The 24,420-nt window shown below is 70.2% G+C and carries 21 protein-coding genes and 4 pseudogenes; 18 read left to right on the forward strand and 7 right to left on the reverse strand.

The window, feature by feature from the left end; translation table 11 throughout:
- Positions 1-39: 39 nt before the first annotated feature.
- Positions 40-333 (reverse strand): hypothetical protein, encoded by a 294-nt coding sequence (locus tag ACFPIJ_RS50600; RefSeq protein ID WP_380126656.1) that lies wholly within the window; start codon positions 331-333, stop codon positions 40-42.
- A gap of 50 nt (positions 334-383) precedes the next feature.
- Between ACFPIJ_RS50600 and ACFPIJ_RS50605 the strand changes: the two genes are divergently transcribed.
- Entirely contained in the window at positions 384-1,088 is a 705-nt protein-coding gene (locus ACFPIJ_RS50605) for a hypothetical protein (RefSeq protein WP_380126657.1), read from the forward strand.
- Positions 1,089-1,165: 77 nt separating this feature from the next.
- Here ACFPIJ_RS50605 and ACFPIJ_RS50610 read toward each other — a convergent pair.
- Positions 1,166-1,237, reverse strand: a pseudogene (locus tag ACFPIJ_RS50610) (DUF296 domain-containing protein); the annotation flags it as partial.
- Positions 1,238-1,269: 32 nt separating this feature from the next.
- On the opposite strand from ACFPIJ_RS50610, the pseudogene ACFPIJ_RS50615 reads away from it, so the two are divergent.
- The 4 genes and pseudogenes from ACFPIJ_RS50615 to ACFPIJ_RS50630 form a co-directional block, all read left to right on the forward strand.
- A pseudogene (locus ACFPIJ_RS50615) lies at positions 1,270-1,896 on the forward strand (helicase HerA domain-containing protein); the annotation flags it as partial.
- Between the two features lie 439 nt (positions 1,897-2,335).
- Positions 2,336-3,244, forward strand: coding sequence for a zinc metalloprotease (locus ACFPIJ_RS50620; RefSeq protein WP_380126659.1), 909 nt, complete (start codon positions 2,336-2,338; stop codon positions 3,242-3,244).
- 335 nt (positions 3,245-3,579) lie between these two features.
- Positions 3,580-5,181: a family 20 glycosylhydrolase gene (locus tag ACFPIJ_RS50625; RefSeq protein ID WP_380126660.1), complete on the forward strand. Its 1,602-nt coding sequence runs from the start codon at positions 3,580-3,582 to the stop codon at positions 5,179-5,181.
- Between the two features lie 76 nt (positions 5,182-5,257).
- Positions 5,258-7,903, forward strand: coding sequence for a glycoside hydrolase family 2 protein (locus tag ACFPIJ_RS50630; protein WP_380126661.1), 2,646 nt, complete (start codon positions 5,258-5,260; stop codon positions 7,901-7,903).
- 64 nt (positions 7,904-7,967) lie between these two features.
- On the opposite strand, the gene ACFPIJ_RS50635 is transcribed toward ACFPIJ_RS50630, so the two are convergent.
- Complete coding sequence (locus tag ACFPIJ_RS50635; RefSeq protein WP_380126663.1) at positions 7,968-9,167, reverse strand: ROK family transcriptional regulator; 1,200 nt, start codon at positions 9,165-9,167, stop codon at positions 7,968-7,970.
- Between the two features lie 120 nt (positions 9,168-9,287).
- On the opposite strand from ACFPIJ_RS50635, the gene ACFPIJ_RS50640 reads away from it, so the two are divergent.
- The 5 genes from ACFPIJ_RS50640 to ACFPIJ_RS50660 all read left to right on the forward strand — a co-directional run bounded on the left by ACFPIJ_RS50640 (position 9,288) and on the right by ACFPIJ_RS50660 (position 13,776).
- Positions 9,288-10,364, forward strand: a complete 1,077-nt coding sequence (locus tag ACFPIJ_RS50640; protein WP_380126664.1) for a sugar ABC transporter substrate-binding protein — start codon at positions 9,288-9,290, stop codon at positions 10,362-10,364.
- Positions 10,364-11,083: an ATP-binding cassette domain-containing protein gene (locus ACFPIJ_RS50645; RefSeq protein ID WP_380126665.1), complete on the forward strand. Its 720-nt coding sequence runs from the start codon at positions 10,364-10,366 to the stop codon at positions 11,081-11,083. The genes ACFPIJ_RS50640 and ACFPIJ_RS50645 overlap by 1 nt, the downstream gene beginning before the upstream one ends.
- The gene (locus tag ACFPIJ_RS50650) at positions 11,080-12,273 is read left to right on the forward strand and encodes a sugar ABC transporter permease (RefSeq protein WP_380126666.1); all 1,194 of its coding nucleotides are present in this window, start codon (positions 11,080-11,082) and stop codon (positions 12,271-12,273) included. The genes ACFPIJ_RS50645 and ACFPIJ_RS50650 overlap by 4 nt, the downstream gene beginning before the upstream one ends.
- Positions 12,270-13,151 carry an ROK family protein gene (locus tag ACFPIJ_RS50655; RefSeq protein ID WP_380126667.1) on the forward strand — a complete coding sequence of 294 codons (882 nt, stop codon included), beginning with the start codon at positions 12,270-12,272 and terminating at the stop codon, positions 13,149-13,151. Before ACFPIJ_RS50650 ends, ACFPIJ_RS50655 begins: the two co-directional genes overlap by 4 nt.
- A gap of 259 nt (positions 13,152-13,410) precedes the next feature.
- Entirely contained in the window at positions 13,411-13,776 is a 366-nt protein-coding gene (locus tag ACFPIJ_RS50660) for a carbohydrate binding domain-containing protein (RefSeq protein WP_380126668.1), read from the forward strand.
- A gap of 326 nt (positions 13,777-14,102) precedes the next feature.
- Here the strand turns inward: ACFPIJ_RS50660 and ACFPIJ_RS50665 are convergent.
- Positions 14,103-14,258, reverse strand: a pseudogene (locus ACFPIJ_RS50665) (IS110 family transposase); the annotation flags it as partial.
- A gap of 316 nt (positions 14,259-14,574) precedes the next feature.
- On the opposite strand from ACFPIJ_RS50665, the gene ACFPIJ_RS50670 reads away from it, so the two are divergent.
- The 4 genes and pseudogenes from ACFPIJ_RS50670 (at position 14,575) to ACFPIJ_RS50685 (ending at position 19,001) form a co-directional block, all read left to right on the forward strand.
- Positions 14,575-16,278 (forward strand): Hsp70 family protein, encoded by a 1,704-nt coding sequence (locus ACFPIJ_RS50670; protein ID WP_380126669.1) that lies wholly within the window; start codon positions 14,575-14,577, stop codon positions 16,276-16,278.
- 266 nt (positions 16,279-16,544) lie between these two features.
- A pseudogene (locus tag ACFPIJ_RS50675) lies at positions 16,545-16,880 on the forward strand (transposase); the annotation flags it as partial.
- A 331-nt stretch (positions 16,881-17,211) separates the two neighbouring features.
- Positions 17,212-17,571, forward strand: coding sequence for a hypothetical protein (locus ACFPIJ_RS50680; RefSeq protein ID WP_380126670.1), 360 nt, complete (start codon positions 17,212-17,214; stop codon positions 17,569-17,571).
- A 227-nt stretch (positions 17,572-17,798) separates the two neighbouring features.
- Positions 17,799-19,001: an alpha/beta fold hydrolase gene (locus ACFPIJ_RS50685; RefSeq protein ID WP_380126671.1), complete on the forward strand. Its 1,203-nt coding sequence runs from the start codon at positions 17,799-17,801 to the stop codon at positions 18,999-19,001.
- 6 nt (positions 19,002-19,007) lie between these two features.
- Here the strand turns inward: ACFPIJ_RS50685 and ACFPIJ_RS50690 are convergent, their stop codons facing one another.
- The 3 genes from ACFPIJ_RS50690 to ACFPIJ_RS50700 form a co-directional block, all read right to left on the reverse strand.
- A complete protein-coding gene (locus ACFPIJ_RS50690; protein WP_380126672.1) occupies positions 19,008-19,961 on the reverse strand; it encodes an NAD(P)-dependent alcohol dehydrogenase in 954 nt (317 codons plus the stop codon).
- A gap of 98 nt (positions 19,962-20,059) precedes the next feature.
- Positions 20,060-20,500, reverse strand: coding sequence for a hypothetical protein (locus ACFPIJ_RS50695; protein WP_380126673.1), 441 nt, complete (start codon positions 20,498-20,500; stop codon positions 20,060-20,062).
- Between the two features lie 115 nt (positions 20,501-20,615).
- On the reverse strand, positions 20,616-21,200 hold the full coding sequence (locus tag ACFPIJ_RS50700; RefSeq protein ID WP_380126674.1) for a GNAT family N-acetyltransferase: 585 nt from the start codon (positions 21,198-21,200) through the stop codon (positions 20,616-20,618).
- A 110-nt stretch (positions 21,201-21,310) separates the two neighbouring features.
- On the opposite strand from ACFPIJ_RS50700, the gene ACFPIJ_RS50705 reads away from it, so the two are divergent.
- The 4 genes from ACFPIJ_RS50705 to ACFPIJ_RS50720 all read left to right on the forward strand — a co-directional run bounded on the left by ACFPIJ_RS50705 (position 21,311) and on the right by ACFPIJ_RS50720 (position 24,415).
- Positions 21,311-21,784, forward strand: a complete 474-nt coding sequence (locus ACFPIJ_RS50705) for an RNA polymerase sigma factor (protein ID WP_380126675.1) — start codon at positions 21,311-21,313, stop codon at positions 21,782-21,784.
- Positions 21,774-23,072: a hypothetical protein gene (locus ACFPIJ_RS50710; protein ID WP_380126677.1), complete on the forward strand. Its 1,299-nt coding sequence runs from the start codon at positions 21,774-21,776 to the stop codon at positions 23,070-23,072. The genes ACFPIJ_RS50705 and ACFPIJ_RS50710 overlap by 11 nt, the downstream gene beginning before the upstream one ends.
- Before the next feature lie 156 nt (positions 23,073-23,228).
- Entirely contained in the window at positions 23,229-23,456 is a 228-nt protein-coding gene (locus ACFPIJ_RS50715) for a hypothetical protein (RefSeq protein ID WP_380126678.1), read from the forward strand.
- A gap of 11 nt (positions 23,457-23,467) precedes the next feature.
- The gene (locus ACFPIJ_RS50720) at positions 23,468-24,415 is read left to right on the forward strand and encodes a zinc-binding dehydrogenase (RefSeq protein WP_380126679.1); all 948 of its coding nucleotides are present in this window, start codon (positions 23,468-23,470) and stop codon (positions 24,413-24,415) included.
- The last annotated feature ends 5 nt before the right edge of the window (positions 24,416-24,420 follow it).

Consider the following 24,420-nt stretch of genomic DNA (forward strand, 5'->3'; position numbering starts at 1 on the left):
TCTGCGTCGGGGAGTGCCGCACACCGGTCACTCGTTCGATCACGTCGGCGACCCGGGCCAGGTCCACATGTCGGTGGCGAAGCCGTGGGTCTTCGGCCCGGCCAGCAACGCCGCCTCCACCTGTTCGATCTGCTCATCGGACAGCCGAGCCCTGCGTCCCAGCCGCGCCGCGCCGACCAACGCCTCCCGGCCGCCGGACCGCCACTGGTGGTACCACCGCGACGCGGCCTGCGCCGTGACACCCAACGCATTGACCACATCGACCTGCCGGCAGCCGGCCTCGAACACGTCCACAGCCCTGCGGGTGCCGACAATGTCGTCCGCCCTGGTCACGTCTACTCCGACCACCAGTCCAGAATCTTGCGCTGGTCGATATTCTCGGTATGCGTCCGATCGCCGACGATGACTGGGTGATGATGCCTGCCTGTGCTGCTTCGACTGGCGTACCTCGGCGTGACCAACGCGCTCGCGCTGCTTTGGCTACTCTCCATGAGCGACCAGGCCAAAGTGCGGAAATCCTGGCCCGCCGGCACCATATCGCGGTCCTCGAACGGCAACTGCACAGCGAGAAGATCCTGCATGGAGTAGTCAATCAGGAGGCATCCATGGTGCATTTTTTCGACTACTTCCGCGCTCTTGATGAGGAAGCTGTTGCGGAGCTGATGGCCGCCGCGGGCGGCGGTCCGCTATTGCGAAAGGGGCATCCGCCCGTGGCGGACGTCGTCGAGACCAACTGGATCGACCCCCCTGTAGTCCTCGGAAAGGTGCTGCGGTTTGCCCTCGACGCAGCCTGGGACGTCGACCCCGTCGGGGAACGACACGTCTGGCCCGATGGTGCCGATCAGGACGAAGAGTACGAAGGTCCGTGGGTCAGCACACTCAGTGAGCGCGCTCGGGACACGCTTGCCGAGATACCGGATGACCGGTTGCCGAGCCTGGCCCATCGATGGTCGCGCATTGAGGAGTGGTCCCACTTCAGCGAGTACCCGGAGCCGGAGTACATGCTGTCGGTGCTCGAGAAACTTGTTCGACTGGCACGGAGGGCCCGGATGAACGGGGAGAGGCTCTATTGCTGGAGTTGCCTGTGACAGCGGGGGCGAGGCCCCTGCAGGGGTCAGTATGGATGCGGGCGACCTGCGATTTCGGATCAGTTCGGGTCGCAACGAGCCGCAAGGAGGTGGCTCATGTGTGCGGTTGCTGAGTGCTCTTTCAATCCGACTGGGACGTGGACGTGCGGTTCGCAAACACCGCTGCCGTGCTGCTCTCCGGTGGGAGGTCGCGATCCGCTACGGCGTCGCCCGCACCAGCCGCGCTGGCGGTGCTGGCAGTACTGGCAGTACTGGTGGGTCTGGCGGTGACGTGGGCGGGATGCGGGCGCGGCTGGTCAATGTCGCCGACGGGGTCGTGGCCGCGTTCGGCGTCTACACCGGCCGGAACCGGCTGCGCAGGGTGCCGATGCGGCAGCCGGCCGCGGTCCTGGCCGCGCGGGTGCTGCGACGCGGGTTCCTGCTGTGCACCGCGGAGCTCACGGCGATCGCCGCGATGCCGCACGACATTGCCGTGCCCGGCCTGGACCGGGCCCGCGCCACACCCCGGCCCGCGCCGGTGAGCGTGCCGCCCGGTGGCCGCGGCACGAAGGTCCTCGGCAAGGCCGACGTCGGCGGGCACGCGGTCGCGGTCAACGTCGCTGACAGCCGGCAACACCTGCACGTGCTCGGTTCGACCGGGTCCGGGAAGAGCACCCTGCTGCTCAACATGATCCTGGACGACATCCACGCCCGCCGCGGCACGATCGTCATCGACCCCAAAGGTGACCTCGTCATCGACCTGCTCGACCGGATCCCGGCCAGGTTCGCTGACCGGCTCGTCATCATCGACCCGGATCCAGCCCGACCGGAGCAAAGTGACGTCCACAATGGACGATGGACGAGAAGTACGCAGACAACCGGGTCGTCTCTCAGAATCGGGTTCGACATAGCAGCGCCAATTCCGGCGACAGTCCGACTGGTGCAACCCGCGCCACCAGTCGCTCGGGAAGTCCCCGACGGCGGAAACCGGTCGGCCCAGCCTTGCCGCCCTGCTGTGGCACGCAACCTCATCGTCAACGCAACCCACCTGCCGGAGCCGGAACGGCAGCGGGCCGCCGCCGAGCTCTGAGCCGTGGTCGGCCGTCAACCCTATAACGGCCCCTGGTTGCCGCGCTCAAGTCTTCTCGTCACCACCGCAGTGTGTTCTCATGCCGGGAGGGCGGCGATCCCGCCTGCTTACATCGGAATGTGGAAGGTGAACGATGCGCAGAAGATCAACGCTACGGCTGGCGGTCACGACCGCTGCCGTGGCGACTTTCGTGGCGGCGGGTGGCGGTTCCAGCGTGGCCGGCACGGCCGGTACCGTGCATGCCTCCGCGGGCGCCGCGGCGTGCAACCCGGGTGCCAGCGGGGCGCGGGTGAGCGAGGGCGCCACCGCTCAGGAGCCGGAGCTGTACCCGAAGAACGAAGCGAATGCCTACGGTGTGATCAAGGATTCGCCGCGTCTGGCCAACGGCAGCGTCACCGTGCCCACGGTCTTTCACATGATCTCCGACCACCCGCTCAGCGCGGCCGAGAAGGACCGGTGGAACACGCTGATCGCGGCACAGATGGCGGTGCTCAACGACTCGTACGCGGGTCGCACGGCTGCGGACGCGTCCGACACGCCGTTCCGGTTCTCGCTCACCAGCACGACCTGGACGGTGAACAGTGACTGGTACACCGTCGTGCCGGGCAAGAACGAGCGGGACATGAAGCAGGCGTTGTACGCCGGCGACGCCCGCACTCTCAACGTGTACGCGGGCAACATCGGCGGCGGGCTGCTCGGCTGGGCGTACTTCCCGAAGGGGTACAACAACGGCCGCGACTACATCGACGGCGTGGTCATGCTCGACGAATCGATGCCCGGCGGGACGGCCGGCAAGTATGCCGAGGGCGACACCCTGACGCACGAGGTCGGGCACTGGCTGATGCTGGAGCACACCTTCGCGCACGGGTGCGCCGCGTCCGGCGACTACGTGGCCGACACCCCGCGCGAGGCCATCCCGCAGTTCAACTGCCCGGTCGGCGCGGACACGTGCGGCGCTCCCGGGCTGGACCCGATCCACAACTTCATGGACTACTCGCAGGACTCGTGCATGAACATGTTCACCGCCGGGCAGGCGGAGCGGATGAGTGACGCCTGGGTGGCATTCCGCGCCGGTGGCGGGAAGTAGCCAGGGATTGAAGCCGACGGCCCGCAGCGCACGACCCGGTGCGCTGCGGGCCGCGTCGTGTCCGCAGGGCGGCGGAGAAGCCTTTCACGCGGGGGGACCGGCACCGTGCCGCCCAACACATGCGAGGGCGGCATCGGCGCCGGGGCAAACGGCGCTGAGCATCCCGGTTCCACTGCCGCCGCTGCGGCAGGCATGACCCGGGCGCCATTCGTAAAGCACCTTGCCTTTTGCTCGGCCCCATGCCATCCTGGCTGGACTGGGGATCGTCAAATGCAAATACCTGCTGGTGGGTGCGAGCCCGCCCGCAGGCTGGTGCGTTCTGCGAGAGGACCGTCATGGCCACCTCCTCCCTGCCACGACGACTCGGCGGGGCCCTCACCGGCCTCGGCATTGTCGCCGCCCTCCTGTCCGCCACCACCGCTCCCGCCGCTGCCGCGACCGCTGTCGCGTTCAGCTCGGTCGTCCCGGCCCCAGTCACGGCTACCGCCACGCCCGGGGTCAGCCACGGCATCACCGCGTCCACCACCATCTACGCCGCGCCCGGTTCCGCACCGGCGGCGGCCATCGCCAACCAGCTCGCAGCCCGGCTGCGGGTCTCGACCGGGCTGCCGCTGCCGGTCGTCACCACCGTCGCCGGCCCGGCCGACGGGATCGCCCTGCTGCTCACCGGTGCGCCGCCCAGCGTCGGCGCCGAGGGCTACCAACTCGACGTCACCGCGAGCGCGATCACCATCCGGGCGAACCAGCCCGCCGGGCTGTTCCGCGGCGTGCAGACGCTGCGGCAGCTGCTGCCCGTGACCGCCGACGCGGCGACACTCCAGTCCGGACCGTGGCCGGTGCCGGGCGGGCAGATCGTCGACCACCCGCGGTTCGCGCACCGCGGTGCGATGCTCGACGTGGCGCGGCACTTCTTCACCGTGGCCCAGGTCCAGCGGTACCTCGACCAGCTCGCGTTGTACAAGATCAACGTGCTGCACCTGCACCTGTCCGACGACCAGGGCTGGCGCATCGCCATCAACTCCTGGCCGAATCTGGCGACCTACGGCGGCGGCACGCAGGTCGGCGGCGGGCCGGGCGGCTACTACACCCAGGCGGACTACACGGCGATCGTGAACTACGCGGCCGACCGGTACATCACGGTCATTCCCGAGATCGACATGCCCGGGCACACCAATGCCGCGCTCGCCTCGTACGCGCAGCTCAACTGCGACGGCGTGGCGCCGGCCCGGTACACGGGCACGCAGGTCGGGTTCAGTTCGCTGTGCGTGCCGCTGGAGCTGACGTACACGTTCATCGACCAGGTGATCGGGGAGATCGCCGCGCTGACCCCGGGCCCGTACGTGCACATCGGCGGCGACGAGGCCAGCTCCACCACCGCGGCCGACTACTCGTACTTCATCAACCGGGTACAGCAGATCGTCGCCGCGCACGGCAAGACCGTCGTCGGATGGCACGACGTGGCCAACGCGACCCCGCTGCCCTCGACGGTGGCCCAGTTCTGGGGCACCACCACCAGCAATGCGCCGCTGGCTGCGGCGGTGGCGAACGGTACCAAGGTGGTCATGTCCCCGGCCAACAAGACCTACCTGGACATGAAGTACCGCAACAACACGAGGCTCGGTCAGAAGTGGGCCGGTCTCATCGACGTGAACACGGCGTACGAATGGAACCCGGGCGCCTACCTCACCGGTGCCGGCGAGACCGCCGTGCTCGGCGTCGAGGCACCGCTGTGGTCAGAAACGCTCGTGACCACGGCCGACATCGAGTACATGGCCTTCCCGCGGCTGCCCGCGATCGCCGAACTGGGCTGGTCGCCATGGAGCACGCACAACCTCACCGCGTTCAAGCAGCGCCTCGGTGCGCAGGGACCACGCTGGAACGTCATGGGCATCAACTACTACCACTCGACCCAGGTCACCTGGCCGAGCGGCTCGTAACCGCCGGCGGGGCCGCAACGCCACCGGGCTTGCGGCTCCGCATACCCGTCGGAGGTGCAAATTGTCACGAAATCAGATGATGTATCGGCGTGCGCTGGCCACGCTCCTGCTCACCGTGACCTCGGTCCTGACCATCGGTGCGCTCGGCCCCGGCGGCGCCTCGGCCGCCACCGTGGGCTCCACCGAGCTGACCTCGGGCTGGGCCCTGCGCTCCGCCACCGGCCTGGCCGACACCGGCGCCACGATCTCCCAGGTCGGCTACCCGACCGCCGGCTGGAGCCCGGTCACCCTGCCCTCGACCGTGCTGGCCGGGCTGGTGGCGAACAACGTCTACACCAACATCTACGCCGGCACGAACCTGCAGTCCGTGCCGGACCTGACCGGCCAGGACTGGTGGTACCGCGGCCAGTTCACCGCCGCGGCCGCGAGCCCCGGGCAGGCCTACTGGCTGCGGCTGCAGGGCCTGAGCTATCGCGCCCAGGTCTGGCTCAACGGCACGCAGCTCGACGCGAACGCCGTCGGCACGTTCGTCTCGCACGAATACAACGTCACCGGCGCCATCGTGCCCGGCGCGTTGAACGCCATCGCGATCCGGGTGACCCCGCCGCGGCACGCCTGCGCCGACCTGTCGGTGTGCACCGTCGACTGGAACCCTGAGGCGCCCGACATGAACGCCGGTATCTGGGGCCGCACGCTCGTCGACACGACGGGTCCGGTCGCCGTCCGTGACCCGTACGTCAAAACCGTCCTGCCACTGCCCGCCACCAATGCGGCCGACCTCACCGTCTACGCCGACGCGATCAACGCGACGGCGGCGCCGGTCACCACGACCGTCACCGCCACCATCAGCAAGCCGGGCCAGCCGACGATCACGGCGAGCCAGACCGTGACACTGGCGGCGGGAGAGCGCCGCGAGCTCGTCTTCGATCCCGCCGGCTACCCGCAGCTGCACGTCGTCAACCCCGTGCTGTGGTGGCCGTACCAGTTCGGCAGCCCCGAGCTGTACCAGGTCACGACGGCGGCAAGCGTCTCCGGGGCGGCGTCCGACAGCAAGACGGTCAACTTCGGCGTCCGGCAGTTCACCGACTACCGCACGACGGTGCAGGGCACCTCCTTCGTCGGGTACAAGGTCAACGGCCAGCCGATCCTGTTCCGCGGCGGCGGGTACGTCTGGGACCTGCTGCAACGGTGGGACACCAGGACGAACAAGGCGCACGTCGACTACGTGAAGGGCATGGGCCTCAACACGATCCGCCTCGAAGGGACGCTCGGCAACCAGGAGCTCTATGACCTCGCCGACGCGGCCGGCATCATGATCATGCCGGGATTCGTCTGCTGCAGCGCCTGGGAGAACGACAGCGGTTGGACGGCGGAGCAGACCACCGTCGCCCAGGCATCGCTCAACACCCAGATGCGGGCCCTGCGCGCGCACGCCAGCACGTTCATGTGGAACTACGGCAGCGACCAGCCGCCGACGGCGGCGCATCTGACCGCGTACAAGAACATCGCCGCCGGCCTGCACTGGCAGAACCCGACCGTGGACAACGTCGCGACCTGGTCCAACGCGAACGCGGGCATGAAGATGGACGGCCCCTACAAATGGGAGCCGCCGGTGCTGTGGTGGGACCTCACCCGCCAGGGCTCGGCGTTCGGGACCACCGGTGAGGAGGGCACCGAGGCGCCGCCGCCGCTGGAGAGCCTCTCGCGGTTCCTCACCCCGGCACAGACCTGGCCGGTCGGCAACGCGGCCTGGAACTACCACGCAGGCCGGGGCGGCAGCGTCTTCGACAACACCGACGTCTACACCACTGCCCTCAACCAGCGGTACGGCACCACGACCAGCGCCGCAGACTACTCGAAGAAGTCCGAGGTGATGAACTACGAGAACACCCGCTCGTTCTTCGAGGCGTGGAGCGCCCGGCAGCACACCCAGTCGTTCGGCAGCATCTGGTGGATGCAGAACAACGCCTGGCCGGCGCTGCACTGGAACCTGTACGACTACTACTTCAAGCCGGGCGGATCGTTCTACGGCACCAAGAAGGCCACCGAGCCGGTCCACATCGCCTACGACTACTTCAGCCGCAACGCATATGTCGTGAACTCCACCCTCACCGGCCGGACCGGGCTGACCGCCACCGCCACGGTGTACAACGTCCCGGACCTGACCCAGAAGTACACCACCAGCGTCGCGGTCAGCGCGCCCGCGAACGCCTCCGCGCCGATCTTGACGCTGCCGGCGATCACCGGACTGACGTCGACCTACTTCGTCCGCCTCCAGCTGAAGGACTCCAGCGGCACGACCGTCAGCAACAACCTCTATTGGTACTCCACCACAGCCGACGCGCTGGGCAACAAGAAGAACTGGTACTCCACCAGCGTCAAGACCTACGCCAACCTCACCGGGCTGAACAGCCTCGCCGCCAACACCGGCGTCACCACGGGCGTATCCCGATCGGTCGCCGGCGGGCAGGAGACGGTCACGATCACGTTGACCAACACGAGCCCGACCAACATCGCGTTCTTCGTACGCCCGGAGGTGACCGCCGGCAACGGCGGCAACGAGGTCGTGCCGGTCTCCTACACCGACAACTACGTCTCGCTCTTCCCGGGCGAGTCGACCCAGGTCACGGCGACCTACGCCACCGCCGACCTGGGCGGGCAGCCCGCGTACCTGCGGGTGCGCGGCTACAACGTCCCGACCGTCTCGGTGCCGGTGCCCTGAGGTGGAACCGGGGGCGGCAGGTCAGCGGCCCGCCGCCCCCGGGCCGGGCCGGTGGCCGTCGACGTCAGCGGGCCGGCGCCGTGCGCTCGAGGACCAGGTCGCGCGCGTCGGCCAGGCCGACGGCGAGCGCGCCGAGCAGGACGGCGTCCGTGCCGAGGGTGGAGACCTCGATGCGCGGCGGGCGCAGCGCGACGAGATCGCGCAGCCGCTCGGCGACCGGACCGGTGAGCAGATCGCCGGGCTGGCTGCCGACGCCGCCGCCGAGGACGACCAGTTCCGGGTCGAGCACCGCCGTGATCCCGGCGAGCGCGTGGCTGACGTGGTCGACGATGCGCGACACGGCCGCCCGTGCGGTCTCGTCGCCGGCGCGGGCGCAGTCGAAGACGTCCTTCGCCGTCGCCGCGGTGTGCAGGCCCAGCCGCTGCGCCAGCGCGACCACGCCGTCGGCCGAGGCCACCGATTCGAACATGCCGCGGCGTCGCGCGGCGGGCTGCTCCAGCAGGGGGTCCCCCTCGCCGACCGGCAGGTAGCCGATCTCGCCGGCCGCGCCACGGAACCCGTGGTACAGCTTGCCGTCGATGATGATGCCCATCCCGGTGCCGGTGCCGATGGACACGTACACGAAATGCCGGACGCCGCGGCCGAGTCCGTAGGTCGCCTCCCCGACGGCCGCGAGGTCGACGTCGTTCTCCACCACGTACGTCGAGCCGGCGATGCCCGCCAGCCGTTCGACGCTCCCGCGCCGGTCCCAGCCGGGCAGGTTCGGTGCCAGGTGCAGGGCGCCGGTCGCCTTGTTGTGGATGCCGGGGGTGCCGAACACGGCGAGCGTGATGTCGTCGCGCGTGATGCCGGCCGTGGCGGCCAGTTCCTCGGCGAGGCGGGTGAGCTGCGCGACGAGGTCGCGGGCGCGGGTCCCGCGCGAGGGCTCGTCCTTGCGCGCGACGATCGTGCCGACCAGGTCGGCAAGCCCGACGCGGACGTACGAGCGGCCGACGTCGACGGCGAAGACCCAGCCCGCCTCGGGGCGCACCTCGTACAGCACCGCGGACCGTCCGGCGGCGCCCGCGCGCGTCCCGACCTGGCGCAGGAGCCCGGCGCGTTCGAGGTTGGTGAGCGCGACGGCAACGGTGGGCTTCGACAGCCCGGTCTGCTGGGCCAGTTCAGGGCGCGACACCGTCCCCAGCCGGAAGGTCTCGGCGAAGACGGCGCGCTCGTTCATCACCCGCAGCACGCTGGTCGTGCTGGCGGTACCGGTGGTCTGCACGGGACCAGCGTGCCATACGCATTAAGAAAGGTCATTTATCAATTTTGTAAAGGACCTTGCCACGGGACCGTCGGGTGGCCCAACATGCTCGCAGAACCCTCCGAGGAAAGGTGTCCCTCCGTGAGAGCCAGATGGTTCGTCGTAGTCGTGGCCGTCGCGGCCACAGTCGTCAGCGGGTGTGTCGGCAACACCGGGGACAAGCAGGCCGGCGGGGACGCCCCGACGATCGCGTTGTTCCTGCCGGAGTCCAAGACGACCCGCTACGAGGCGTTCGACCGGCCGCTGTTCGAGGCCAAGGTGAAGGCGCTGTGTGCCGACTGCAAGCTGCTCTACGCCAACGCCGACCAGGACGCCGCCAAGCAACAGCAGCAGGTGGAGTCCGCCCTCGCCCAGGGCGCCGACGTGCTGGTCCTCGACGCCGTCGACGCCAGCGCGGTCGCGTCGCTGGTGAACCAGGCCAAGCAGAAGAAGGTCCCGGTCATCGCGTACGACCGGCTCATCTCCGAGATCACCTACGAGTACTACGTCTCCTTCAACAACGTCCGGGTCGGCGAGATGCAGGGCCAGGCCCTGCTGGACGCGCTCACCAAGGCGGGGACGGTCGACAAGGGCAAGATTGTCATGATCAACGGCGCTCCGACCGACCCCAGTTCGGCCGACTACAAGACCGGCGCGCACAAGGTCCTCGACGGCAAGGTCCAGATCGGCCGCGAGTTCGACACGCCCGACTGGAGCCCGGACAAGGCCCAGCAGGAGATGGAGCAGGCCATCACCGCGCTCGGCCGGGACACCATCGTCGGCGTGCTGTCCGCCAACGACGGCATGGCCAGCGGTGCGATCGCGGCGATGAAGCGCGCCGGCTACCCGACCCTGCCGCCCATCACCGGGCAGGACGCGGAGCTCGCGGCGGTACAACGGATCCTCACCGGAGAGCAGTACATGACCATCTACCTCGACATCCGCCAGGAGGCGGAGAAGTCGGCGGAACTGGCCGTCGCGCTCGCCAAGGGCGAGAAGCCGGCCGCGCCGGCGAAGGTCGCCAACGGCACCGGGGACATCCCCGCGTTCCTGCTCGACCCGATCGCGGTCACCGCGGACCGGATCAAGGACACCATCGTCAAGGACGGCTTCTACAAAGCGTCGGACATCTGCACCGGCCCGGTCGTCCCGGCGTGCACCAAGGCGGGAATCCAGTAGTGCTCGCCGCCTCGAACATCAGCAAACGCTACGGTGCGGTCCAGGCTCTCGACGGGGTGAGCCTGGACCTGCCGGACGGCGAGGTGGTCGCCCTGGTTGGCGACAACGGCGCCGGCAAGTCGACCCTCGTCAAAGTCCTGTCTGGCGTCGTCACCGCGGACGACGGGCTCATCGAGCAGGACGGCCACCCGGTCCGGATCGCGAGCCCGCACGAGGCGCAGCAGCTCGGCGTGTCGACCGTCCACCAGGACCTCGCGCTCTGCGAGAACCTCGACGTCGTCGGCAACCTGTTCCTCGGCGCCGAACGCCGTCGCTGGACGGTGCTCAACCACATCCGGATGGAACGCTCGGCACGGGACCTGCTGTCCTCGCTGGACGTCCGGATCCGTGACATCCGGGTGCCCGTCGCGATGCTGTCCGGCGGCCAACGGCAGTCCGTCGCCATCGCCCGGGCGCTCATCGGCGAGCCGCGGGTCGTGATCCTCGACGAGCCGACCGCTGCGCTCGGCGTCGAACAGACCGCGCAGGTGCTCGACCTGATCCGCCGCCTGCGCGACCGGGGACTGGCGGTGCTCGTCATCTCCCACAACCTGGCCGACGTCCGAGCGGTGAGCGACCGGATCGTGGTGCTCCGGCTGGGCCGCAACGCCGGCGAGTTCGGCACCGCGGCGTCCACCCCGGAGGCCGTCGTCGCCGCCATCACCGGAGGCACCGTATGACCGCCGTGAACGAGCGCCTCACCGGCCTGCTGCACAAGCCCCTCGAACCGCTCCGCGCGGCCGGCCGCACCGACGTCGGCGCGTGGCCGGTCATCGGCGGCCTGATCCTGATCGCAGTGGTATTCGGATCCCTCAACGAGCACTTCCTGTCGGCGGAGAACCTCACCAACCTGGCCCTGCAGATGGCGGCCACCGGCACCATCTCACTCGGCATCATCATGGTGATCCTGCTCGGCGAGATCGACCTGTCGGCCGGCTCGGTCAGCGGCCTGTGCGCGGTCGTCATGACGATCCTGTCCGTGCGCCACGGCTGGAACCCGCTGGTCGCGGTCGCCGCGGCGCTCGGCTGCGCCGTGCTGGTCGGCCTGCTGCACGGCTGGATGTTCACCAAGCTGCGGATGCCCTCGTTCGTCGTCACGCTCGCCGGGCTGATCGGCTGGCAGGGCCTGATGCTGTACCTGCTGGGCCGCGGCGGGACGATCAACCTGCCGTTCGACGGGTTTCTCGCGCGGTTGAGCGACACCTGGCTGCCGCCGTGGGCCGGCTGGCTGGTGGCCGCGCTCATCGTCGCCGGCTGGAGCGCCGGCGCACTGGTCAACCGGCGGCTGCGCCGCGAGGCCGACCTGCCGGTCACCTCCGGCCGGTGGCTGACCCTGCGGCTGGCCGGCCTGGCCGCCGTCCTCGCGGTGGTGGTGCTGGTGTTGTCGGCCGACCGCGGGGTGCCGCTGCTGCTCGTCATCTTCGGCACCCTGGTCGTGTGCCTGGACCTGATGCTGCGGCACACCGTCTTCGGCCGTCACATGTACGCGGTCGGCGGCAACGCCGAGGCGGCGCGCCGGGCCGGTATCGACATCACCCGGATCCGTGTCCTAGCGTTCATCGCCGGGTCCACCCTGGCCGCGTTCGGCGGGATTCTCGCGGCCAGCCGGCTCGCCGCGGTCAACCAGAGCTCCGGCGGCAGCGACACCCTGCTCATGGCGATCGCCGCGGCGGTCATCGGCGGCACGTCGCTGTTCGGCGGCCGGGGCCGGGCCTACGCCGCGCTGCTGGGGATCCTGGTGATCCAGTCGATCACCAACGGCATGCTGCTGCTCAGCGTCGACTCCTCGGTGCGGTACATGGTCACCGCCGCGGTACTCGCCATAGCCGTGGCGATCGACTCGCTCGCCCGGCGGGGGCAGCCCAGGTGACGCGGCACGTACTGGCGATCGACTTCGGTGGCACCAAGGTCGCGCTGGGGACGGCGGCCGTCGACGCGCCCGACGGCCGCCCGCACACCATGATGCGCCTGCCCACCCAGGGCGCCGCGGGGGCGCTGCAGGTCGTCGAGCGCACCCTGACGGCCGCGCGGGAACTGCTCAGCACCCCGGCAGCGGTGGGGGTCTCGACCTTCGGCGTGGTCCGCGACGACGTGATCCGCCTGGCCCCGAACGTGCCCGGATGGGACGGCATGGCACTGCCCCGGCTCCTGCGTACCGAGTTCGGTGACACCCCCGTCGCGATCGACAACGACGTCAACGCCGGCGCCGCCGCCGAGCTGCGCTGGGGAGCCCTCCGCGGCGTCGACGTCGGCCTCTACGTCAACCTGGGCACCGGTCTGGCCGCCGCACTGGTGGCCGGCGGCCGGGTCCTGCCCGGTGCCCACGGCGCCGCGGGCGAGATCGGCTACCTGCGCGACTCCGCCTCCGCCCCGGCCTTCGCCGACGGCCACGCCCCGCTGGAGGAGGCGGTCTCCGGCAGCGCCCTGGCCCGCCGTGGCTCAGCGCTGCTCGGCCGGGAGGTGACCGCCGCCGAACTGTTCGACCTGCACGCCGAACCCGGCGTCGGCGAACTGCTGGACGAGGCACTGGACACCCTGTCCCGGACGATCGCCAACCTCTGCGTCACCCTCGACCCGCAACGCGTCGTCATCGGCGGCGGCTTGATGGGTGCCGCCCCGCACATCCTCCCGCGGGTGGCGACAGCCCTCACCCGCTCGGTGCCCTTCCCGCCACATCTGACGACCGCCACCTTCGTCGACGACGCCCCGCTCGTCGGTGCCCTAGCCCTGGCCCTGGCCCTGGCGTGATCCGATCGGGGTAGGTCCCAAGTGGTCCCAAGCTGAGCGCGGTCCAGATCACGATGGCCGGTCTTCAGAAGCCAGCAAGAAGGCCGTTGACCTGGGACTACACCCCGTGTCAACGGCCTTCGAACACTGTCGGGACGGCGGGATTCACGGCGGTCAAGAGGTACGCGGGCAAAGGCGGGCACCACCGTGCGGTTACGGTCGAGCGACCGTCGACGCTGGAAGGGACCGCCGGCTCATGCAGACACCCCCGGGTCCGCCCGTGCGGACACGGTCGCTCGTCGCGGCCGGGGCGCTCGTCGCGGTGCCGGTCGCCGTCGTCCTGCTGGCACTCACCGCATTCTCCAGCTCACCGAACGGTCACGTGCGGCTGACCGCGCCGCAGACCGGGGCCGTCCCGGCGAACGCGCTCGTCAACACGGGGTTCGAGGACGGCACCCAGGGCTGGAAGGCGCAGGGCGGCGGGCAGGTCCGCCCGTCGACCACGGCGGCACACGGCGGGCAGCACAGCATGCTCGTCACCGGCAAGGACGGCAAACGGCCCGGTGCGTCGCTGGACCTCGCCGGGGCGAAGGCGGTCTCGGTGCGCAGGCGGGTGATGTTCTGGCCCGCGGTGATAAGCATCTGAGCGGCATGGACCGGGCCGACGCCTAGCAACGCCAGGGTTTTCGGGGCTGCGCGTTTGACCAATGTGGACAGTTGCGCATCGAGTGTTGCGATCTCCTCACCGAGGGCATGGATGCGTCGAGCGATGCTGCGCAGCGCTGTGCGTGCCGCCTGTGCGGGTTCGGCCAGACGAGCCTGATCGGGGCGCCATCTGACGCACTGGCCGGCTTTACCCGGCAACGTTTTGGCGGTCAGCGTTTGACGCACGTCGGCGGGCGCGGTGACGATGAGGTCGTCGAGTTGGTTGAGCGCGGCGGTGCGAGCCTGCACGGCGCTGGCGCGGGCCAGGTGCAGCTGGCGGATCGCCTCCACGATGCCGGTCGTGTCCTTCGGGACCGCGGTGCATTCCCCGGCGAGGACTTTCCGAGCGGCGGCCTCGGCGTCAATGGCATCGTTCTTGCCCCGTCGGACGCGAGTGTGGGGGTGTGGGCGGTTGAGCTCCACGACTTTGATGCCCGCGGCGCGTAGGTGGCGGGTCAGGCCGGCGCCGTAGGGACGACGAGAGACTCACGCCCAACACGTCCTCACCGCCGCCGGCACCAACATCATCCGACTCGCCCAACACCGGCCGGACCCGCGTCGACGACCACGGAGCCGTCTTCAACAACTCTTCCGCGCCATGACCGACGACTGAATCCAAGATCACCAACAGCATCCCGTCTCTGTGCCAGAGCCGTTCGTTCCAGCCCCTCAACGGCCGCAGCGACCGGTAGCCGACGGCCACGATTGAGGATCTTGCAAGGGTTGATAGCTTCGTGTTGTGACGGGCTGGGCGTTGGCGGTCGATTTCGGTACGTCGAACACGGTGGCGGTGTTGCGTCATGGCAACAAGCCGGGTGAGGCGGTGTTGTTCGACGGGTCGCCGTTGCTGCCTTCTGCGGTGTTCGCGCAGCCGGGCGGTGGCCTGTTGACTGGGCGCGATGCGATCCACTCCGCGCGGTTGGCGCCGGAACGGTTCGAGCCCAACCCGAAACTTCGGGTCGACGACGGCACTATCCTGCTGGGTGATGAGGTCTCGGTAGTTGAGGTGTTCGCTGCGGTGCTCGGTCGGGTGGCCGACGAGGCGCAGCGGATCGCTGGCGGTCCGGTTGGGCGGGTGGTGGTCACGCACCCCGCGGGCTGGGGGCCACGCCGGCTCAGCGTCCTGCGGCAGGCTGCGGTGCGGGCCAGGATCGGCGAGATCGGACTGGTCGCCGAACCGGTGGCGGCGGCTCGGTACTTCACGCAGCGCCACAGCTCGCAGCCCGCCGGCCGCCCTGTCAACGGGCCGGGCGCGGCGATGCCAGTCGTGGTCTACGACTTCGGCGGCGGCACGTTCGATGTCTCGGTGGTCGCCGGCACGAGCGTCCTGGCCAGTGAAGGGCTGCCCGACGCCGGGGGGTTGGACATCGACGCCGCGCTGATCTCCTACCTGGAGGCCACCTACCGCCAACGCGATCCGGCCGCGTGGGACCAACTACGCCACCCCGACACACCCGATACCCGGCGCGCCTGGCGGCAACTGACCGACGATGTCCGCACCGCCAAGGAGATGCTCTCGCGCACCGCACAGACCTTCGTCCACATCCCGCTGCTCAGCGTGGACGCGCCGATTAGCCGGGAACAGGTCGAGGCCATCGGTGTCCCGCTGATCACGCGCACCATTACCGCCACCAAGGCCGCCATCACCACCGCTGGGTTGTCCCTGCCGCCAAGGGGGCCCGTCTTTCTGGCCGGTGGTGCCTCCCGCATGCCGCTCGTAGCCACCCTGCTGCACCGGCAATTCGGGACCGCCCCCATCGCCACCGGGCAGCCCGAACTGGTCGTCGCTCGTGGCGCTCTGCTCATCCAGCCCGATGCCGATCCTGTCGCCCAGCCGGCGGCCGCAGCCAGTACGCACACCGGTTCCGACGTGTCGGCTCCTACGGCTCCGGCAGCCGCCTCCCAGCCATCGGTATCAACCACACAGCTCACACGAGAGGCGACGGTCATCGCTGCGGGCGGACGTCGGCCGTCCCGGCAGATGATCAGCTCACCGAAACTCCCCGCACGGGTACGTATCACGGCCGTGTTGCTCACACTGTTCACGTTCGACGGCGCGGCAGCGCTGGACCTGGTGCGGCCCTCGACGCTGTTCGAGATCGAGCCCTTGTACATTGCGGCGACCGTGGTGATGGTCGGCAATCTGGTGTGGTGGGCCGTCCTGCTGGGTGCACTGTTGTCACGGCCGCCGCAGCCGTGGGTGCGGATCGCTGTCACGGTCACGGCTCTGCTGTGGGTACCGTGGTTCGTGTTCGTGGTGTGGATGTCGAGGGACTATCTGGTGACGCCCTTCAGCCAAGGCGTTGAGGAGGACCGATGGACATTTGATCTGTCTCTGGTGCTGCTGACGGTGATCGCGATCCCGCTCGCAGCGCTAACGCCCCTGATGCTCATCAGCCGAGACGTGACCGCCTACCTACGTCAACGCCCCACCGCCGGTTGACCCGCCGCTACGAACGCAAAGCCGGGCATTTCCAAGCTTTCGCTGACCTCGCAGCCATCCTCATCTGCCACCGCCGACTCACCAAAATCACCAAGTGAGACACCCTCTAACCTTGTCTTTTAACCCTGGTCGATGCTTCGCGCGCTGGATCTGTTGCTGCTACGGCGTGTCGGGGTGACGAAGACGGTCGTTGTCTGCACTCTTCGTGCTTGTCGAGAACGCGAAGAGGAAACAACGACCGCTGAGGGGGAAGTGTGCCAGGTCCGCTGGTGGCTGGCGAGCTTGCGCGTGTTCGGGAGTGTCTGGCGGAGTTCCGCCAGGAGTTCTACGGCTGCCTGACATTGCGGGCGGACGCGTTGTTCGAGCTCACCGATGCGATCCTGTGCGCGCCGGGGCCGGTGACGTCGTTGCCGGAGTTGTCCCTGGCCTTCGTGCACCGCCGCGGGCACGGCGCGCTCTATGACGGCCTCGCCGGAGGTGCCGTCGAAGTGGACCGGTTGCGCACGGCGTTAACCGGGCTGAACCTGCCCCGCGACCGGGACGGCCGGTTGTGGCTGGCGGTGGACGTGACGCCATGGCCGCGCCCGGACGCCGAATGCTCACTGCCCCTGCGTGAACGCAGCTACATGTGCACCGGCTGCGGCGTGGTCCTGGACCGCGACGTCAACGCCGCACACAACCTCGCCGCCCTCGCCGCGAACCCCGCGAACACAGCGGGCACAGCGGACATGGGCGCGGTCGGGGTGGTCTCCGCCGGGAGTGGCCCGGTGGCAGGACGGGGAGCCAGCCGTCAGTCCCACTCCGGTGGGCAGGAGGCGAAGAACCGTCAACCCGGCACCGCACCAGCGGATCAGACCGGGACCGTCCCGTCGCAAGACAGGGCTACCGCATGAGCGCCAATGAACACTCATCGGTAACGGCAGTCCCGTGCTGGTGCGCCTTCCTGACGGGCGCATCGTCTACAACGCGGCCGGCAGCGGCAGCGTCTGGGTGAACGCCAGCGGCAGCAGCACCGGCGCGTGGCTGCAGTACCAGATCCCGGTCGCGTCCGGATACAGCCGGAACCTGCAGTACGTGTCCGGCACCGGCCGGGTCGTGATCGTGCGCGCGCCCTGGGGCACCGGTCCGGTCAGCTTCGCCGAGGTCGACCTCGGCAACTCCGCCGGCGCCTACTACTCCCTCGTCAACCGCAAGACCGGGCAGGTGCTCAGCACCGACGCGAACAAGACCCAGGACGCAAACCGGCTCCGTTGCGTTGAGCGTTGGCAAGATCGAGGCAGACTTGAGCGGTGAAGTCATCGATCCGCCCGAGCTTGTGGCTGCCGCCGAAGTCGGCGTTCGCTGGCTTCCGGTTCCCGGCCGAGGTGATCGTCGTGGCGGTGCGCTGGTATCTCGGTCAGAGCAGTCCGGCAGATCGAGGGAACGTGACGCGCATGGGCCCGGAGGTCACGTACACCCGGGCCCAGCTCTCACGGGCCGAGCCACCGGCGGGTTTCCCTGTGAAGCCATACGATGCCGGGATGCTGCTGACCGACCACCTGATCACCGTGCCGCTCGACCACGACCACGCGGACGGGCCGACCATCGAGGTGTACGCGCGGGAGATCGCCGCCGCGGACGGACGCGACCGGCCGTACCTCGTCTACCTGCAGGGCGGCCCGGGCTTCGAGGCGCCGCGACCGTCGGCCCTGCCGTCGTCGCCCAGCTGGCTCGAGCGGGCGCTGCGGGACTTCCGGGTCATCATGCTCGACCAGCGGGGCACCGGCCGTTCCACCCCGTACGGTGATCCGGGCCCGGACGCCGCAGCGGACGCACAACGACTGGTCCATTTCCGCGCGGACGCCATCGTGCGGGACGCGGAATGCCTGCGGGAGCACCTGGGCGCCCGCCAATGGAGCGTGCTCGGCCAGTCGTTCGGCGGCTTCACCGCCCTGCACTACCTGTCCGTCGCGCCGGACAGTCTCCGTGAGGTGCTGTTCACCGGCGGGCTGCCACCGGTCGGCCGGCCGGTCGACGAGGTCTACTCCGCCACCTTCGACGCGATGCGCGTGCTGAACCGGCGCTACCACCGCACGTACCCTCAGGACGCGGCCCGGCTCCGGGAACTGCTCGACCGCTGCGACGCGGGTGACATCCGGACCCCCGGCGGCGAACCGATCTCCCGCCGGCTGATGCGCACCATCGGCCACCAGCTCGGCGGGCACGGCGGTGCGGAGAGCGTCCACCACGTCCTCGAACTGGACTTCAGCTCCCCGGCGTTCCGGCACGACGTCACCGCGCTGCTGCCGTTCGACGCCCGCAACCCGCTGTATTCGGTCCTGCACGAGTCGAGCTACGCCGACGGCGGGGCCACCCTTTGGTCGTCCGAACGCGTCCAGCCCGACGACTTCACCGGCGACTCCGCGCTGCTCACCGCCGAGCACCTGTTCCCCTGGCATTTCCAGGACACGCCGGGCCTGCAGCGGTACCAGGACGTCGCCGCCGTCCTCGCCGAGCACCCGTGGCCACGCCTCTACGACGCCGAGGTGCTGGCCCGGGTCGACGTGCCCTGCGCCGCCGTGATCTACGCCGACGACCCGTTCGTCATCCGGCAGTTCTCGGAGGAGACGGCCGACCTGCTGCCCGGCATGCGCCGGTGGCTCACCGACGAATACCTCCACAACGGCCTGCGCGCCGACGGCAACCGGGTCCTCGACCGTCTGCTGACCCTGGTCCGCGGCTGACCCGCGTCAGCTCACCACGACGACGACCTTGCCCAGTGCGTGTCCCTCGCCCACCCGGGCCAGCGCCTCGGGCACCTCGTCCAGGGTGAAGGTGCGGTCGACGTGAATCTTGAGGTCACCCGCCACGCACCGTTCGGCCACCGGCGCGAAATGCGCCGGTCCCTCCTTGACGGCGAGCACCCCGAGCCGTCGACGCGTGAGCAGACCGGCCAGCGAGCCGACGGTCAGCACGCGAAGCAGCGTCGGCACCGATCCACCGACGCACCGGTAACGGCCGCCGGGCGCCAGTGCCCGGCGGTAGGCGAACACCGACCGGTGCGCCACCAGGTCGAGGACGAGGTCGTACGGGCCGCGCCGGGTGAAGTCCTCGCTGCGGTAGTCGATCACCTCGTCCGCCCCGACCGATCGCATGAAGTCCAGCTTGCCGGCGTTGTCGACACCGGTCACGTGCGCACCGAGCCGCTTGGCGATCTGGATCGCGAACGCACCGGAACCTCCACCGGCCCCGTTGACCAGGACCCGCTGCCCGGCTCCGGCACCGCCGGTCCCCTGCCAGGCGATCACCCCGGCCTGCGGAATGGTCGACGCCTCCACGAAGGACAGCGCCGCGGGCTTCGTCGCGAGCACCGACTCGGGAGCGATCGCGTGCTCGGCGAACCCGCCCTTGAGCCAGAGATTGTCGCCGTACACCTCGTCACCGGGCCGGAACCGCGTCACATCCGGGCCGACCGCCTCGACCCAACCGGCGATGTCCGAGCCGAGTGTCGGGCGGGCCGGCGCACGCAGCCCACCGATGCGCGAATACAGCGGCGTGCCGCGCAGTGTCTCCCAGTCGCTGAGATTGACCGACGTCGCCGCGATCCGGACGAGCACCTGCCCGGCCGCGGGTGCCGGCGTGGGAAGGTTTTCGATCCGCAATACGTCCGGGGGCCCGTAACGGTCGTAGACGACTGCTCTCATCGGCGTCACTCCAGCTCTCCGCTCGACAGCGGCAGGTCCGGTGTCCACCCCATCTGTAGCACGCCGCGCCAAGCCGCCCTCCGAGGGGCCGTGACGTGTCAGAGCGCGATCGGGCGGTGGCGCAGGATCGCGTCGGCGATGGCGGCCGGGGAGGCGTCGGCGAGGTCCGGCGGCGGATGGAGGACGAGGTCGGCCGCGCCCGGGTGGGTGACGTTGGTCTGCAGCAGCAGGATGTTGTACGGCTGGTCGGCCAGGTCGCCCTCGATGATGCGACGGACCAGCTCGGTCACCTCCGCGTGGGTGATGTCCTGGACCCGCGGCCACGCCGGGCGGGCCGCCTCGAGGGCGAACTCCTCCAGGTCGCGCCACTCCCAGAAACAGACGAAGTCCGCCACGGTGTAGGCGTGGCCGGTGTCGGCGTTGAAGGCGCCGATCGCGGCATCGGTCGGCGCATCGGAGATGCGTTCGATGGCGGCGGCCAGCGACGCGAGGCGCTGCGGCGGGACCACCGGCGGCGTGAGCTCCGGGCGCAACATCACGCGCGGGCCCCGTCCTGCTGGCCGGCCTGCACCGTGCCCGTCCCGATCACACCCATCGCATGATCCTACGGCCGCGGGGTCGCCGTGACCGAGGAGCCTGACGCCTGCCACCCTCTCAGCGGTCGGTGCTGAGCCGCGCGTGGACGTGCATGTCGTGCCAGCCGTCGGCGTGCAGCATGTGCCCGCGCAGCGTCCCCTCGGCCGGGAACCCACCTTCGAGCGCGACGCGGCAGGACGCCGGGTTGGCGGTTGAATGCAGCAGGAACACGCGGTGCAGTCGTAACGTCTGGAAGGCCCAGTCGGTCAGGGCACGGGTGGCGCGGGCCGCCACGCGAGCGCCGCGAGCGGCAGGCACGACCCAGTACGAGACCTGCGCTTGAGCGGCGAACAGCGCGAGCGTGCGCAGGCTCGCCTGACCGATCGCCTGGTCATCGCCGGTGCGCACGATTGCCCAGCCGGCGTCGGTCTCGGCCTGCCATGCGGTGGCCCAGTCATCGATCCACTGCTGGACTTCGTCGTCGCCGTCGATGCTGCGCATGTGCCAGCGCTGAATGTCGGGCGTGGTGAATGCCGTGCGGACCGGATCGGCGTCACCGGCGCGCCACGGGCGCAGCCTCAGCTCGTCGTCGACGGCTATCTCCGGCTGAGCGAGGGCGCGCAGAGCCCCGGCTGGAAGCGCGGGATCGACCAGGCGCGGCACATCGACCACCGTAGCGGGCGAGCCATCCGTCCGGTAGCACACCGATCCGACACCGATGAATCCTCGAAATGGAACCGATCGCGGCTGCTGTGCGCCTGTAAGAGGTGACAGTGTTCTCCGAATCGGTCGTTCGGGACGACTTCGACGCGCTCTACGCGGCGCAGTTCGCCCCGATGGTGCGGCTGGCCTGCGTGACGACCGGCAGCGTGCCGGCGGCGGAGGACGTCGTGCAGGAGGTGTTCCTGGCCTTGCTGCACCGTCCGGACGTCCGCGAACCGACCGCGTGGCTGCGGCGCGCCGTCGTGTCCAGGTGCACGTCCTGGCTGCGTCGTCGACGGCTGGAGCACCGCCACGCCGGGCAGCCTGAGCCTGAGCCGCTCGTGCCGCTCGGGCCCGACGCGATCGCCGTCCGCGCCGGCCTTGCCCGGCTGCGTCCGCGGCACCGGGCGGCCATCTTCCTGCGCTACTACCTCGACCTGTCCGAGGCCGAGATCGCCGCCGCCCTCAACTGCCGACCGGGCACTGTCAAGTCCCTGCTGCACCGGGCCCACTCCGCACTGCGGGAGCACTTCGATGACCATTGATCCGCGCCTCCGTGCCGCCGTCCACGAACTCGTCGAGGCGATCCCCGTGCCCGCGCTGGCACCACTCGTCATCCGGCCGGCGCCTCGCCGGTCGTGGCGGCCCGTGCTCGTGTCTGCCGCCGTCGTGGTGCTGCTGCTGGCGGTCGGACTGGTGCGCTTGCCGACGTCGCCGGGCGTGCCTGCCGCCGGTCCCGCCACGCTGCCACGCGTCTTCGCCGACCATTCCTACTTCACGGCCACCGTCTCCGCGGCACCTGCGGGGCCCGCTGTCGCCATCTATGCGTACGGGCAAGGCGACCTGCCCTTCCAGACCCCGCAGCTCATCGCCGTCGGGGTGGACGGGCGCAGCTACCGCGAGATCGACCTCGCCAGCCAGCGCGGCAGGCCGGTCGACGCCCCGCTGCTGAAGTCACCGGCGGCGCCCGTGCTGCTGTCCCCCGACGGCGTCAGGGTCGCCGTCGCCGACGCCCGTGGTCCGGTCCACGACGTGGCGATCGTGGACCTGAACACCGGCCGCACCCGCAGCTACCCGGTGCCGGCCGGCTCAGCGGTGCAGCTGCTCGCGTGGTCCCCGGACTCGAAGCGGCTCGCGTACGCCGTCGCGCCGTACCGGGCGGACAGCCACGGCGACCCGCGGGTCGCGCTCGCCGCCGACGGTGAACTGGCGGTGCTCGACCTGGCCACCGGCGTCACGTCCACGGTCGCCGGGCAGCGCGGGGTGCTCGACGCGGCGTACTCCCCCGATGGAGGAACCCTAGCTGTCCAGGTCGGCACCGAGCTGCGCGCGCTCGACGCCGGTGGTGGCAGCACCGTCGTCCCGCTGCCGGACGGGCACCGGCTCGGCGGGCCGGCCGCCTGGTCGCCCGACGGCCGCCGGATCGCGCTCTACCGGGTGGCCGCGGGCAGCCCGGCCTGGGCGACGGGGTACTGGTCGCCGGACGGGTTGGCGGTCCTTGACCTGCCCACCAGGGTGTCGACGCCGCTCGACACGAACGCGACCGCGATCCTCGGTTGGCAGCACGCCGAGCTGTTGGCCAGCAACGGCACCGCGATTGTGGCGGTGCCGCCGGCCGGACCGGCCCGGATCCTGGCCCGCCTCCAGCCCGGCAACGACCACTGGATCGACACGGTGCAGTTGGCGACCGCCCGCACCGGCGACCTGCAGGTGCGCGACACCGGCGTCGATCGGGGCCCGTGGCCGTGGCCGTTACGGGTGCTGACCCTCGGGCTGCTCGTCCTGGCGGGCGGGGTCGTGCTCGTGGTGCTGCGCCGCCGACGGGCCGGGTGACGCCGTGCCGGTCAGGGGTCGCCCCGGATTTGACCGCGGCGCCCCCGTCCTGCAGTGCGACGATCCGCTGCCGATGCAGTGCCACCTTGGTACCCCCCACCGTCTCTCTATCAGTGCTAAAATCGCCCTATCACTGATAGAGAGACGGAGTTGACAATGACGACCAAGCGCTCGTTCCGCGCCCTGCTGCACCGGGCGATCCACCGCCTGCCCGGCGTCCCCGCGCATACCGAACAGCCGGGCGGGCACCAGGGCACGTCGGTCCACAGCCACGCCGGCGCCCCGCAGCCTGGCCACGGGCGGAACCACTCGCCGGCCCGCCCGCCCCGGTTCATGCCGGCCTGGCAGCGCCGGGTCGCGGGCTTCTTCGGCCGGGAGGTGTGATGAAGGCGGCGGTGTTGCACGAGATCGGCGGCATCCCCCGCTACGAGGACTTCCCCGATCCCGTGGCCGGCGCCGACGAGGTGATCATCGAGGTGAAGGCGGTCGCGGTCGAGACCGTCGACAAGCGCATCGCGGCCGGCACCCACTACGCGAGCCGGCAGTACACCGCCCAGTTGCCGGCGATTCCCGCCTTCGACGGCATCGGCGCACTGCCAGACGGCACCCTCGTCGGCTTCGGCAACCCGCGCCGGCCCTACGGCGCGCTTGCCGAGAAGACCGTGGTGCCCAAGGGCGCCTACATGCCGATCGCGGAGGGTATCGATCCGGCGATCGCGACCGTGCTGGGCACGGCGATCACCGGCATGTCCATCAAGACCGCCGCCGGCTTCGTGCCGGGCGAGACCGTGCTCGTGCAGGGCGCGACCGGGGTCGCCGGGCGGCTCGCGGTGAAGGTGGCCCGGCTGCTCGGCGCCGGGCGGATCATCGCGACCGGCCGCGACGACGACCAGTTGCGTGAGGTGCGGGCCCTGGGCGCCGACGAAGTGATCAACACCGCCGTTGCGGACGAGGCACTGGCGCAGGCCTACCTCGACGCCAAGGGCGACGGCTACGACGTCGTGCTGGACTACCTCTGGGGCCGGCCGACCGAGGTCCTGCTGCGATCGCTGATCCCGCAGACGTTCGCGTTCCCGAGACCGACCCGGCTGGTCCAGATCGGCGAGTCAGCCGGCGCCGGGCTCGTGCTCGCCGCGGAGAGCCTGCGCACCTCCGGGGTCGAGATCTGCGGGGCGGCCAAAGGACTTGGCCCGCAGACGATGCAGGAGGTGTACGGCCAGGTCGTGGCATGGGCGCAGTCCGGCGAGCTGACCTTCGACGTGGTGAAGGTCCCGCTGAGCGACATCGAGACCGCCTGGCAACGCACCGATCTGCGGGGCAGCCGGCTCGTCGTGGTGCCGTGACGGAC

The organism is Dactylosporangium cerinum (genome assembly GCF_042653625.1).
GTDB classification, from domain to species: Bacteria; Actinomycetota; Actinomycetes; order Mycobacteriales; family Micromonosporaceae; genus Dactylosporangium; species Dactylosporangium cerinum.